Source organism: Marinomonas epiphytica (assembly GCF_054780655.1).
In genome coordinates this window covers 65,471-78,007 of sequence record NZ_BAAGVX010000030.1, presented here as the reverse complement: position 1 = coordinate 78,007, position 12,537 = coordinate 65,471, and the positions used below count along the sequence as shown (strand labels likewise).

The 12,537-nt window shown below is 42.0% G+C and carries 17 protein-coding genes and 1 pseudogene; 6 read left to right on the top strand and 12 right to left on the bottom strand.

Going from position 1 to position 12,537, the window contains the following annotated elements; genetic code table 11:
- Nucleotides 1–184, top strand: a pseudogene (locus tag ACYVGZ_RS09255) (hypothetical protein); the annotation flags it as partial.
- A gap of 275 nt (nt 185–459) precedes the next feature.
- Here the strand turns inward: ACYVGZ_RS09255 and ACYVGZ_RS09250 are convergent.
- Genes ACYVGZ_RS09250 through ACYVGZ_RS09240 form a run of 3 tightly spaced genes read right to left on the bottom strand, consistent with a single transcriptional unit; the run spans nt 460 to nt 2,182 of the window.
- On the bottom strand, nt 460–1,206 hold the full coding sequence (locus ACYVGZ_RS09250) for a hypothetical protein (protein ID WP_460754358.1): 747 nt from the start codon (nt 1,204–1,206) through the stop codon (nt 460–462).
- On the bottom strand, nt 1,191–1,736 hold the full coding sequence (locus ACYVGZ_RS09245; protein ID WP_460754355.1) for an RNA polymerase sigma factor: 546 nt from the start codon (nt 1,734–1,736) through the stop codon (nt 1,191–1,193). The genes ACYVGZ_RS09250 and ACYVGZ_RS09245 overlap by 16 nt, the downstream gene beginning before the upstream one ends.
- A gap of 29 nt (nt 1,737–1,765) precedes the next feature.
- On the bottom strand, nt 1,766–2,182 hold the full coding sequence (locus ACYVGZ_RS09240) for a COG4315 family predicted lipoprotein (RefSeq protein ID WP_460754353.1): 417 nt from the start codon (nt 2,180–2,182) through the stop codon (nt 1,766–1,768).
- 125 nt (nt 2,183–2,307) lie between these two features.
- On the opposite strand from ACYVGZ_RS09240, the gene ACYVGZ_RS09235 reads away from it, so the two are divergent.
- Both ACYVGZ_RS09235 and modF read left to right on the top strand, forming a co-directional pair.
- The gene (locus ACYVGZ_RS09235) at nt 2,308–2,556 is read left to right on the top strand and encodes a hypothetical protein (RefSeq protein WP_460754351.1); all 249 of its coding nucleotides are present in this window, start codon (nt 2,308–2,310) and stop codon (nt 2,554–2,556) included.
- 223 nt (nt 2,557–2,779) lie between these two features.
- A complete protein-coding gene (modF, locus tag ACYVGZ_RS09230; RefSeq protein ID WP_460754349.1) occupies nt 2,780–4,210 on the top strand; it encodes a molybdate ABC transporter ATP-binding protein ModF in 1,431 nt (476 codons plus the stop codon).
- A gap of 5 nt (nt 4,211–4,215) precedes the next feature.
- On the opposite strand, the gene ACYVGZ_RS09225 is transcribed toward modF, so the two are convergent.
- On the bottom strand, nt 4,216–4,812 hold the full coding sequence (locus tag ACYVGZ_RS09225) for a hypothetical protein (protein WP_460754346.1): 597 nt from the start codon (nt 4,810–4,812) through the stop codon (nt 4,216–4,218).
- Nucleotides 4,813–5,055: 243 nt separating this feature from the next.
- Between ACYVGZ_RS09225 and ACYVGZ_RS09220 the strand changes: the two genes are divergently transcribed.
- The gene (locus tag ACYVGZ_RS09220) at nt 5,056–5,343 is read left to right on the top strand and encodes a hypothetical protein (RefSeq protein WP_460754343.1); all 288 of its coding nucleotides are present in this window, start codon (nt 5,056–5,058) and stop codon (nt 5,341–5,343) included.
- Between the two features lie 75 nt (nt 5,344–5,418).
- Here the strand turns inward: ACYVGZ_RS09220 and ACYVGZ_RS09215 are convergent, their stop codons facing one another.
- The 7 genes from ACYVGZ_RS09215 to yghU form a co-directional block, all read right to left on the bottom strand.
- The gene (locus ACYVGZ_RS09215) at nt 5,419–5,679 is read right to left on the bottom strand and encodes a type II toxin-antitoxin system Phd/YefM family antitoxin (RefSeq protein WP_460754341.1); all 261 of its coding nucleotides are present in this window, start codon (nt 5,677–5,679) and stop codon (nt 5,419–5,421) included.
- 238 nt (nt 5,680–5,917) lie between these two features.
- Nucleotides 5,918–6,649 carry an anti-sigma factor gene (locus tag ACYVGZ_RS09210; protein ID WP_460754338.1) on the bottom strand — a complete coding sequence of 244 codons (732 nt, stop codon included), beginning with the start codon at nt 6,647–6,649 and terminating at the stop codon, nt 5,918–5,920.
- On the bottom strand, nt 6,646–7,218 hold the full coding sequence (locus ACYVGZ_RS09205) for a sigma-70 family RNA polymerase sigma factor (RefSeq protein ID WP_460754335.1): 573 nt from the start codon (nt 7,216–7,218) through the stop codon (nt 6,646–6,648). The genes ACYVGZ_RS09210 and ACYVGZ_RS09205 overlap by 4 nt, the downstream gene beginning before the upstream one ends.
- Before the next feature lie 114 nt (nt 7,219–7,332).
- Nucleotides 7,333–7,884, bottom strand: a complete 552-nt coding sequence (locus ACYVGZ_RS09200; RefSeq protein WP_460754332.1) for a DUF3455 domain-containing protein — start codon at nt 7,882–7,884, stop codon at nt 7,333–7,335.
- 272 nt (nt 7,885–8,156) lie between these two features.
- Nucleotides 8,157–9,236: an alkene reductase gene (locus tag ACYVGZ_RS09195; protein WP_460754330.1), complete on the bottom strand. Its 1,080-nt coding sequence runs from the start codon at nt 9,234–9,236 to the stop codon at nt 8,157–8,159.
- Between the two features lie 202 nt (nt 9,237–9,438).
- Nucleotides 9,439–9,627 carry a YqaE/Pmp3 family membrane protein gene (locus ACYVGZ_RS09190; RefSeq protein ID WP_460754326.1) on the bottom strand — a complete coding sequence of 63 codons (189 nt, stop codon included), beginning with the start codon at nt 9,625–9,627 and terminating at the stop codon, nt 9,439–9,441.
- 36 nt (nt 9,628–9,663) lie between these two features.
- Nucleotides 9,664–10,524 carry a glutathione-dependent disulfide-bond oxidoreductase gene (gene yghU, locus ACYVGZ_RS09185; protein WP_460754323.1) on the bottom strand — a complete coding sequence of 287 codons (861 nt, stop codon included), beginning with the start codon at nt 10,522–10,524 and terminating at the stop codon, nt 9,664–9,666.
- Between the two features lie 196 nt (nt 10,525–10,720).
- Here yghU and msrA point away from each other — a divergent pair, with 196 nt between their 5' ends.
- Nucleotides 10,721–11,344, top strand: a complete 624-nt coding sequence (gene msrA / locus ACYVGZ_RS09180; protein ID WP_460754320.1) for a peptide-methionine (S)-S-oxide reductase MsrA — start codon at nt 10,721–10,723, stop codon at nt 11,342–11,344.
- 43 nt (nt 11,345–11,387) lie between these two features.
- Here the strand turns inward: msrA and ACYVGZ_RS09175 are convergent, their stop codons facing one another.
- Nucleotides 11,388–12,281 (bottom strand): dienelactone hydrolase family protein, encoded by an 894-nt coding sequence (locus tag ACYVGZ_RS09175; RefSeq protein WP_460754317.1) that lies wholly within the window; start codon nt 12,279–12,281, stop codon nt 11,388–11,390.
- A gap of 127 nt (nt 12,282–12,408) precedes the next feature.
- Between ACYVGZ_RS09175 and ACYVGZ_RS09170 the strand changes: the two genes are divergently transcribed.
- Nucleotides 12,409–12,534, top strand: coding sequence for a hypothetical protein (locus ACYVGZ_RS09170; RefSeq protein WP_460754315.1), 126 nt, complete (start codon nt 12,409–12,411; stop codon nt 12,532–12,534).
- Nucleotides 12,535–12,537: the final 3 nt, after the last annotated feature.

Below are 12,537 nucleotides of genomic sequence, written 5' to 3'. Positions count from 1 at the left end.
AATCGAACAAGTACGTACTGCTAAAGCAGGTGTTGATGCACTAGCTAAAACTCTTGAGCTTCAAGGCGTAGCGGTAGATGCCAGCGTTAACCTAAGCGGTGCACATACTTTCGCTGAAAAAGAAGCCGCATACCAAGCTAAATATGCTGAGCTTCAAGCACAATTTAACAACCTAGCGTCATAAGCTAGTTTAAAACCAAAATAAAGGCCGAATGTGATTCACATTCGGCCTTTTTATTATCCATGTATAACCTAAAACCCTGTGCGCCGTTGGATGCGCAGCGCCTATGTTTACACCAATCTCCATTTGAATTATTCGTCGCCAAATCGTAGGGCGTGTTAGGCCGAAGGCCGTAATGCGCCGTTGGGTGCGCAACACCCATAATTCCATTAAATTCCACCAGACTTACACGAGGGCTTGGCTCTTAGTGACAAAGCCACTAGAGTCTAAACAGGCTTTTATATCTGGTTACCCCAGCCCGTTAGCTGCAAACAAGGCCCTGAAAAAATAATATTACCTTCTTGTTCAACTCTAAGGTGTTCGCTATTTTTTATAGTACCCCATTCTGCCGCTGTAAGGTTACGACTAGTGATATCGACCAATAACCCCAAAGAAATTATGGCACCGCTGCCTTTCTCAACACTAAAAAGCTCCCACTGAGATATATCCGCATTTTTTAAGCCAGTTACCCATTGAATATGGGCTCTCGATTGTCCCGCATGTTTACCTTTATAAGCTGTTATTACGAATTGAGTATCTTTAGGAGGCGCCCCCACCCCATTAGCTAGTTTTGTCATAACCGCTAGATATCCAATTGATTGAGTCTTTTCGATATTTTTTCCCTGCAAAATAAACATAAAAACCGTCAGTATCAGGATCGAAGTCCCTAAAGAAGATACGCCCGCAGTCCACCACAAAAATGGGCGCTTATACCAAGATATTTTTGCTTGCGCGCACTTCTGCTGTGAAAATAACTGGTGCTCTACATTCTTCCAGACTCTATCTGGCGGCTTTAGATGTAGAGTAAGCTCATCCAATTGAGTAAAATGTTCTTGCCAAACCAATATTGCTTTATCCAAATGTAAATGAGTAATACGTAACTTTTGCACATGACGCCTTACCCGCTCAGTTTGTAGGCCTAGTACAAAATTACTAGCCAAATGGTTAATCACTTTTGATCGGCTATACCTTAATCTCGAAGGCATTTTTCTACCTCCTGTAAACCTCTTTTGATCCACGTTTTTAGCGTTCCAAGCGGCTGCCCCAGTTTCACAGCGAGCTCTGAATGACTAAAACCATAAAAATACGCCAGAGTAATTGCTTGTCGCGGCCCTTCACGTAATTTCGCTAAACAAGAGTGAAGAGCATAACCAGTATTCTCAAATAGTGCTTGTTCTGTACAAGTATCCGTAAGTGTTTCTTCATAGAGCTCACTGGCATCAGCTATTCGTTCTGCTCGCTTATTTTTTCGGAGTGAGTCCAAAGCACAATGACGAGTTAATTGACAAATCCATGGCCAAGGATCACCAGAGGTAGAATGATATTGGGAGCAATTTAGCCAAATTTTTACGTAGCTCTCTTGCAACACATCACAAGCAAGATCTGGGTTACTCAATATTTTTATCAGTAACCCATAAAGCCTGCTACTTGTTTTAATATACAATGACTCAAATGCAGCCTGATCACCAAGCTTAATAAGAGACATATCTTTCTCAAGTTCAGCTTTCCAACTCAAATTTTATCCTTAATATTTCTTGCACTTCACTAGTAAGCACCATCTCGCTTTGAAACGATGTGCCACACACCTTTTACACCATCGCCACTAATATCACCACGCTCAGTATCTTTAATCCAAGTATATAGAGGCTGTCCATTATAGGCCCATTGGTAAGAGCCATCTTCGCGTTGAATTTTTGTATATTTCTGAGTATTTTCATCACCTACACTGGCTAAAGCAGGCGGCCATAAAGTTGCACACTTGCCATAGCAATTAGAAACTCCTTCTCCATCTTTATCAAAAGTGTAAAGTGTCATCCCCTCTTTATCTGCTAGCACTGCCCCCTTGCTTGTCTCAACCCAAGTAAAATCCGTATTTGGAGCTCGCTCAGAGGTAGTGTTACACCCAGTAATCACTGCACCAAAGACCGAAATCCATATTATTTTTTTCACTGAACTGCTCATATTCATTTTCCTATAGCAATATTATTGATTGACTCTTCTTTTTCAGAAGCTCGCTTTATAGAAACGCTTTGAACCTTGTAATTGGATGCAGGTGAAAATTTTTTTTGCTCACTTCAGCAATACCAATGATGACCCAAGTAAAAACTGCGCCCTATATGCGCAACGGCAGCATTGCGACACTGGCAGACGTCATCGACTTTTACTCAGAACTCAACGAAGAAAGGCTCCACGCCGATGGCGAAAAAATACTTCGCCCTTTACACTGGAGCCAAGAAGAAAAAACCAATATGGCCGATTTCTTAACCTCTCTCACTGGAAAGGTGACATCCGCTTCAGAAAACAAAACACTGTTTCCGCAATGTTTTCCAAACTGATTTTCTAACATCAAAGAACGAGAATGGCCGTAGGTACATAAAGAGCTGCATAGTCAGAGCGAAAAAACACGTCACCTAATACACAGTTGCTCACCATCTCGTTGTTCTACATCAAACTTTATTTAACTCAGCGCGAGAATTTGCCACCGCTCGCCACGCAAACCTTTACTAAGATGCTACTATAGGTGACTTTATTTGCATTTTTATCTAAGGGATTATCACTATGCCATTCTCTGCCATGACTATTGAAGGTGCTACTGTAAATTTTGATGAGAAATTCACACTGCATAATATTAATTGGCAGTTATCAGCTGAACAGCATTGGGTTATTACAGGAGCGAATGGCTCTGGCAAGTCCGCCCTTGCAGCGGTGCTTGCCGGCGTAGGAGAGCTCACATCAGGCGCTATTACAGGCCAGCCAAAACGTGTCGAGCTGGTGTCCTTTGAGGCTCAAGCTGAGTTGATCGCTCAAGAGTTAAAGAAAGACGATGCAGACATTATGGATGTCATTTCTCTGGGAACACCAGTGAGTGAGATCATTTTTGATTATTGCGCTGATCACTCACTTGCCCAGCAATTGATCGAAAAATTTGAGCTTACAAACTTGTTAGACAGAGCCTTTCGTAAACTTTCTACGGGCGAAACTCGCAAAGTCATGTTAGTTCGCGCCCTTGCTAATCAGCCAGACTTACTCATTCTAGATGAGCCTTTCGACGGTTTAGACGCCAACACGCTTACGATGCTGCAAGAGCACTTAACTAACATTGTCGATACAACGGCCATGGTTTTAGTGCTCAACCGCTTTGATGAAATGCCCAGCTTTATTTCCCATATTGCCTATGTGGACAAAGGGCAGTTGGCACTGACAGTAGATAAATCGAACCAGCAAGCTTACGATGAGCTGTATCAACTTTTGCATTTAAAAACCGCCGACCTTGATATACCTGAGGCGGATTCAAGCTCAAGTCTGCCTTCTTTAGATCCACAACAACCTCTTGTACGATTAACCAATGCCACTATTAAATATGGTGATACCCTGATCGTTGACAAGCTCAACTGGACCATAGAACAAGGCCAACATTGGCAACTCAGTGGGCCAAATGGCAGTGGCAAAACAGGCGTTCTATCACTGATTACAGGCGATCACCCACAATGCTACGTGAACGACATATTTGTGTTTGGATTTCAGCGTGGCAATGGGGAAAGCATTTGGCAGATTAAACAGTTTATTGGCTATGTTTCTACCGCTCTACAATGGGAATATCGTGTCAGCACCAGCTGTAGAAACGTGATTATTTCTGGCTTCTACGACAGCATCGGCATGTACTCTAAAGCCACAGATAAAGAGAAAGCCATTGCAAATGAATGGCTTGCCTTATTAGGTATGACAGACCGAGCCGACGCCCCATTTAATGGACTTTCTTACGGAGATCAACGTTTACTGCTCATCGCAAGAGCTATGGTCAAACACCCTCCCCTGCTCATTCTGGACGAACCTTGCCTCGGCCTTGATGATATGAACAGACAACTGGTATTAGCCTTAATTGAAAAACTCTGCCAAGGCTCAGAAACCACCGTTTTGTATGTAAACCACCATGCGGAGGATCAAATCAGCGGGATAGAGAATTATTTGGAGTTAGTGAAGAAAAAATAGAAATACTACCTATTTTCATCTAAAGCGTTTATAACTTTCTCAGCAAATTCAATAGACTGAATCCCACTATATTGCATAACTGCAATCATCGCTATCACAACCCATAATACACACAATAAGATATACACCTCTAGATTTAGTCCAAAACTTAAATCTATTAAAGATAAAATCAAGGGCACTAAAGATATAGCACAAAAAAATGAACAACCGAAAAAGGAAATTAGTCTCAATTTATATTTTCTATTACGTTTTTCTTTGGTATCGATATCTTCTCGATAACATATACTAGTGACTACTTTTTTATCATTTCTATTTTCTAATAACCAAAATGAACCTTTTTTATAGTTCATTAAAATATTCAAAGGATCTCTTTGACCTAGTAAAAAGCGTGCTACTGAAGATTTTACTATCCTGCCTCCCATTAAAGCGTGATATGCTAATTCAAGATCAGAATCTCCCATTTCTTTCCATTTATCATTTTCAAATAAATTTTTGGAAAAAATATAATCTTCTCTTAATTTTTCTTTCTGCTTAGATTCCGAATTAAATAAATTAAAATTTTTTAATAAAGTTTCAATAAATTTAATAGACTCCTCTACCATGACACCCTCCAAATTAATTTTAATTCAAACCAACCTAATTTCTAATCTTCTCAAGAAGAGATCACGACACAAGAAAAAACAGAAAACATATCAAGACCTCCAGAACAGATTGAACGTTTAACTTCCGAGCACAAAACTGCATTTCTTCATTGGGTTAAACACTTCGAACTATCCAACCCAAGACAATTAAAACGCTTAAATAATACTTATAAGTTTTTACGTAATTTTTACGGTGAAGACGAAATGCAACAAAACTATAAAGCTCGTTACTACCCCATGCTAGTAACATTATGTGCACTAGAACATCTTAATAATCTGGATGACCTAGCCCTCAAGAAATCATTAACAAAACACTTGACGAGAGTACAACTAACACCTGAAGAAGAGAAAGATTTAGGTGATCATAAAATCCACTCAAACGTAGTGGAGCTAGCCAATCAGAAGCTCTCTAATACAACTATGGTAAAAGCCATAGAGCCTTTTGTATTACCGAGCATTGAAAGCATTAAACCTGTGGAAGCTGAAAAATAAAACACATCAACACCGAGCGAAGCTTCTCGTGCTTGCACGCCGAAGCGAGGTGTTGGTTGTTTTATAAAGTATCAATTAGATTCTCTTTAACACTGTTTTGAGGTCGACTGAGATACTTTCTTCATTTGCGCGTTCCTTCGCGATTTTCAACAATTCCATGTCTTCAAGCTTATCCATCAAGGCTTCATAAGCAGCGGCAGGCACACAATAAAAAGCAGGCTCATTGCGATTCAATACAGCAACCGCTTCGCCATGAGCACTGGTTGCCACTTTCATTGGGTTGGCTTTGAACTCGGTAATGCTGGCAGCAACATCTGCCAAAACTCTAGAAGTCATTTAAACACCCTCTAAATAAGTCTTTTAAAAGGTCATTTTAGTCATCAGGTTTTGATTTGGCAACGACAAAACACATCAACACCGAGCGAAGCTTCTCGTGCTTGCACGCCGAAGCGAGGTGTTGTGTGTTTTATAAGGTGCTAATCAGACTAACCTCTGTAGCGCCCTTCCCCATGCCTTATTAAAAACCAATAAGGTATAGGTACAATTTTTATGAGGCTCATGACCACATAAAAACTTACAACATGATAGAACCGCGACCAATCGATTGAATAGGCCCTGTTGGTTTTCCGGTAGGCGAGCCGCCCTCTTGTTCTAAGGTCAACTCAAATAATTGATTTTCGGCCAGAGGGGGTAATTGATCTAGCGCTATATTTAACGTTTGCCCTTTCTCCACCAAGCCTAAAGATACTGGTGCATCCCATCCGTCTGCTTTCGTCCAAAACTGCAACACCATGCCTTCTGGTATTTCTACTGCTGCTAAGGGAACAAGCTGGATTTGTTTTGCTTGGCTGGTTTGAATAACCCAACCTGGCGTTTTATTCTCAGGCGCCACCAATACAGCAATGTAGGTAGGGTCACTCATAATTGGCGTAACGGTTTTCAACTGCACAGCAAAGAATATAGCAAAAGCAAAACCAGCAACCGATAAACCTCGCCATAAAGCCAAACTTTGCCAGAAAGATGTCTGTTTAATTGGAGCCGATTTGTTTGTTTGTACAGATGTCTCTAGTGCGTCCAAACTGCGTTCAATACGTGCCGATAACGGCTGAGATGCAGGCATTGGCTCTAAGCGATCGGTAATGGATGCAAAGTGTGCTTGCCATTGATTTACTTTTCTCTGTAACTCTGTGCTTCGAGCCAATCTTGATTCAAAGGCGCTACGTTCATCTGCACTCAGCGTCCCCAGTACATATTGCCCAGCCAAGGTGTTGTCCGTTTCAGGAGTTTCATCTGTATACTGATTCATTGTAAACACTCCTTTAAAACTTTAAGGCTACGTTTAATCCACGACTTCACTGTGCCCAGAGGCTTATCCAATAATTGAGCTATTTCATCTTGTGTATAGCCATCTACATAGGCGTGCAAAATACAGAGTTTACGGTCGGGCTCTAACCTATCTATACAAAGATGAAGCTCATTTTGCGCTAAAGGATCTTTCGCCAGTTCGGATAAAGCATTAGGGGTTTGATCCTCCTCAACCAACTTGTTATCACACAGGTCGAGTAGAAACTCAGGTTCAGAAAGCACTTGCCTTTGACTATATTTCAATGCATTTAAGGCCAAATTTCGAGTCAACGTATATACCCAGCCCCGAGCTGACCCTAACTCGGGGTGATAGCTCCCCGAATTTTTCCAAATCTTTATAAAAGCATCGTGTACGATATCTTCAGCAAGGGGACGGTTTTGTAGAATACGCATCACAACAGCAAGCAACCTTGGCGCTTCCTGTTCATAAAGCTGCCTTAAGGCTTGTCGATTTCCATCAGCACAGTGTTTCAGAACATTTTCATAATCAAAAGAGGTTGGAGATGACACACTGATCTTCCTAATGAAAAAACCCAGTGTACAAAACTGGGCTTTTTAAGTCATTAAAGATGAGAAACAAGAGGTAAACACATATTGCTCACCTTATCTTATTTACCCAAATACTTACTTTGCTTTCCAGAATAAGTAATCACCTGAATAGTTTACAACCACAGTATGACCTACTTTTTCCGTGCTACAACCTTCCATTGGAGCGGCACCGCCTTGTAAATTAATACGTTGGATATAAGTCACCCCTTCCAGTGCGCCTGGTCGAGTCGACGCATTTGCTTTTACCAATTGCATTGGAATACTGCCTTTTGCAGAAGGCGAAACAGCCAGCTGTTTTCCTGTAATAGAAGAGCCATCAAGAGACTCCCAAGTCGCTGGAGGCCCAAAGTAAGACACTAGATGGTTGCCTTTGTTATCACTCAAAATCGCGCGGGGGCCGGCAAATGACCAAGCAACCTTTTTACTGTTTTGTTTATCAGCCTTACATACCCAGGTAATGTTACCTTGTGCGCTTGTTTGCATAGCTACAGTGTTGCCCGCTGGCACCTTTATGGATTCAGGTAAATTATCCTGAGAAAAACCACCTGCATAAGATTGCGAAGCCGCAACAGTTAGAATTGAAGCAATCGTAAGTTGTATACCATCACGCATTTTAAAATTTTTCATTTTTAACCTTCCTATTTTTGAATGAATACCGGTTTAAAAACAGCCAATGTCTTACTGCTAATAAGTACTACAATCGAAAATGGAATTTGGATGCAGAGAAAATAAAAAAATTAAAAACGACGAGTTTTAAGAATTAAAACCTATGAAAGCATAGTACTGCTGAAGGCTGACTAATAAAACACACCAACACTTCGAGGCTTACTCCTAGTAAGGCCTCGAAGTGTTGATAGAGTTTAGTAATACATCTGGCCCTGTTTTAGAGCCCGATGCGCTTAAGACGCGTTTAAAGTAGGGTAATCGGTATAGCCAACAGGCCCTGGTGTATAGAAGGTATCGGCATTCGGTTCATTGAGCTCCGCTCCACGCTTTACACGTTCTGGTAAATCAGGGTTTGCTAGGAAGGGGGTGCCAAATGCTACGCTGTCGGCTTCTTGACTTGCGAGTACTTGGTTCGCTTCTTCTGCACTGTAGCCCATATTAACCATTAGATGCCCCTGGTAGGCTTTACGTGCCACACTAATGACTTGAGCCTCTTGCAGACCAAAGAAGTCTGCCCGCATAACATGTAGGTAGGCTAAGTTGAACTGATTTAGGTGCTGAGCTAAATACTCCATCCAAGCGACCGGATCACTGTCTTTCATGCTATTGAAGCTATTGAGAGGAGATAAGCGCAAGCCCACTCTGCCACTGCCCATCACCTCAGTCACAGCACTTAAAATACGAGACAGAAAACGCGCGCGATTTTCAAAAGAACCGCCATACTCATCAGTGCGCTGGTTACTGCTATCACGTAAGAACTGATCAATTAAATAACCGTTAGCGCCGTGTACTTCTACGCCATCAAAGCCCGCTGCTTTAGCATTCACGGCTGCCTGACGGAAGTCATCAACAATTTGGTCAATCTCTGCAATGGTCAGCTCTTTAGGTACTGTATACGGTTTTTTTCCTTCTGGGGTGTGGGTTTCGTCGTCAATAGCAATCGCACTCGGAGCAACACATGCTTTACCACCATTCAATAATGGGTGGGCCGCTCTTCCAGCATGCCAAATTTGCATGAATATACGGCCATCCGCTTTATGAACAGCCTCAGTCGTCAATTTCCAGCCTTCTATTTGCTGTTGATTATAAATACCAGGATCATTACCAAAGGCAGATGTTCCCTCGCTCACCATGGTACATTCTGTAATCAATAACCCTGCGCTGGCGCGCTGGCTGTAGTACTCTGCCATAAGCTCATTAGGCTGATGAGACTCAGCACGGCATCGCGTTAACGGTGCCATAATAAAACGATTGGGAAGTGAAAGCTCACCTAATTGGATTGGACTAAATAGTGAAGTGGCTTGTTCGCTCATTACATCAGCTCCTGTTAAACCTGTTAGTAAATCAATACCTCCTTGTTAAGGGTAAGGGAGTGAAAAACAACCGCCTGACCAAGTAAACATAGAAGCTTGCATCGCTTTTCCTTATTTAAAGACTAGGTCTTATAAAGCACAAAAAAACCGCTGAATGAGGTCATTCAGCGGTTTAGAGTACATTCAAACAGCTTAAATGAGGTTAACCCCCCATTGCATCTTTGATTTTTTTGTCTGTCTTATATTGGCTCAATGCGTATACAGACCAAATAGCAGCGGGAATCCAGCCAATCAAGGTAATTTGCAATATTAAACAAATAATTCCAGCAAATGGACGACCTATCGTAAAAAACTGCAACCAAGGTAAAAGCAAAGCTAGTAGTAATCTCATTATTGTTAATCCACCATTAAAAACAGTTAGTGTAGATTAAAGCCCAAACTTTGCAAAGTCGCTGCTACTGTGGCGTTCGGGCAGTTGTTCATCCCCCCAGACTCGGTTCACGATTCGTCCTCGTTGTACCGCAGGGCGCTGCTCAATGTGTTTCGCCCAACGCATCACATGTTCGTACGACTCAACCTGTAAAAACTCCGCTGCATCATATAAATTGCCTAGCACTAGATTACCGTACCAAGGCCACATAGCAATGTCGGCAATAGAGTATTCTTCACCTGCTAAGTAAGTGTGGTTGGCTAAGTGTTGGTTAAGCACATCTAGTTGGCGCTTCACTTCCATGCTAAAACGGTCAATGGGGTACTGCATTTTATAAGGTGCGTAACTATAAAAATGCCCAAAACCACCTCCTAGATAGGGAGCTGAGCCCATTTGCCAAAACAACCAATTACGGCACTCTGTTTTACCTGCATGATCAGTAGGTTCCAGCACACTGAATTTATCAGCTAGGTATTGCAGTATAGAAGCTGACTCAAACACTCGTGTTGCAGGCGCCGTGGAATGATCTAACAAGGCAGGGATTTTTGAGTTCGGATTCACTTCAACAAAACCCGATGAAAATTGATCGCCATCGCCAATTTTAATAAGAAAAGCATCGTATTCAGCTTCTTTTATGCCCAATTCGAGTAGCTCTTCGAACATAATTGTCACTTTTTGGCCGTTAGGGGTAGCAAGTGAGTAAAGCTGAAATGGGTGTTCGCCACGAGGCAATTCTTTATCGTGAGTTGCGCCTGCCACAGGACGATTTAGGCTAGCCCATTGACCGCCATTTTCTGATTCCCACTTCCATACTTTAGGTGGAGCATAGCTTTCTTGATTTGCTGAATCTGAGCTCATAACGAGTTTCCTATGTTTAATTTGCTTATCGAATAACTTGTAAAAGCATCCAAAATAACAAATGAATGCGGCAAGGTGTTGAATACTCTATTACAGGAAAATCCTGAAAGGCAACTCCAAGCTTTAGTAACAATTGTGAACTTATTTTTTAATTGCGCGTCTATAAGGGAACCACATCACTTAAGTAGGATGAAACATGGCATATTTAAAAACCCTTTATCGAGTCTCAAATCTAGTGCTGTTAAGCAGTGCGGCGCTTTATCACCTACCAGCAAGTGCTGAAACCCGTTCTTTAATTGTGGCAGGGGGCTGTTTTTGGTGTGTTGAATCTGATTTCGAAAAATACAAAGGTGTAATTGATGTACAGTCTGGCTATATTGGCGGCAGAACGGAAAACCCGACCTACCGCCAAGTTTCCTATAACAACACAGGGCACTATGAAGCAGTAGAGATCAAATACGACGATAACCAGGTCTCACTTGAAGAACTCACGGACTATTTCTGGCGCACTATTGACCCTACCGACCCAAGAGGGCAATTCTGCGATAAGGGCGAGTCCTATCGTACGGCCTTCTTCTATCAAGACGAACAGCAGCAAGCTGTGTTTGAAGCCTCCCTTGCCAAACTAGAAGAAAACAAGCCATTTAAAGGGGAAATAGTGACCAAAATACTGCCCGCTAAAACCTTTTATTTAGCCGAGGATTATCATCAGGATTACTACAAGAAAAACCCCATTCGCTACAATTTCTACCGTAGCAGTTGTGGTCGAGATAAACAGATTGAAAACTTATGGGGAGAAATTGCTAGCAAACACTCCTAGCAATAAGAAAGCGCTAAGGGGGCCCCTTAGCGCTGCTGTAACATTATGAAAGGTGCTTGCCAAAGAAGTCTAACGTACGCTGCCAAGAAAGCTCAGCCGCTTTTTCCACATAACGAGCAGTAGAATCATTATGGAAGCCATGATTTGCACCTGCATAGATATAAGCTGTGTAATCCGCTTTCATGTCTTTTAATGCGGCTTCATAGTCAGGCCAAGTTGCGTTAACTCGCTTATCTAGCTCGGCAAACTGTAGCAATAATGGCGCTTTAATATTGGCAATATACTCTGCCTTAGCAGGTGTGCCGTAATAAGGTACTGCTGCATCAATAACATCAGGAATCCGAGCCGCTAGCATGTTGCTCACATACCCCCCAAAGCAAAAACCAACCACGCCTACTTTGCCAGTGCCTAATTCATGGTTTTTCAAAAACTTAGCGGCATTAATAAAATCGTTTTCGACTTTCACTTTATCAAGGGTTCTTTGCATCGCTCGCCCTTCATCATCATTGCCCGGATAACCACCCAAGGTATGTAGGATATCTGGCGCAAAGGCCACATAACCCGCTTTGGCAAGTCGGCGCGCTACATCTTTGATGTACGGGTTAAGGCCTCGGTTTTCATGCACGACCAACACGGTCGCTCTCTTCTGAGAACCTTCTTTTGGCTGTACTAAATAACCACGCACACTGCCTAAACCGTCAGGAGAGTCAAATTCAGCATAACTTGCAGTTATGTCAGGATCATTGAAGGAAACTTGCTCTGCTAGGGCATAGTTTGGAATCAACCCACCCGATACTGCTGCTGCCGTTAAACCTATAGCAGCTAAGCGGCTTAAGAAAGTACGTCTGTCTATGTCACCGTGAGCATATTCGTCGTACCAATCAAAGGCTTCTTGAGGAATAGTGGCAGAATGTAATTGTTCATTTTGAATCGACATGTCTTAACTCCCGTTTGATAAAAGTATCGCTCGCTAAAAAGATCACTCAATTTAGATTGATCATACAAAAAAAGTTCAACCCTGAACGTCAATTAGTGTAAATTCTGAACAATACACTGAGTTTTCAATGAGCAAGCAAAATCATGCAGCGGCAGACCTTGAAAATTTCATCTTTGCTACTATGTTCTGTAACAAGGCTTTCACAAGTGTGTTGAAAAATACCTTGTTATTAGCTCACCATTTCATTAATTAACTA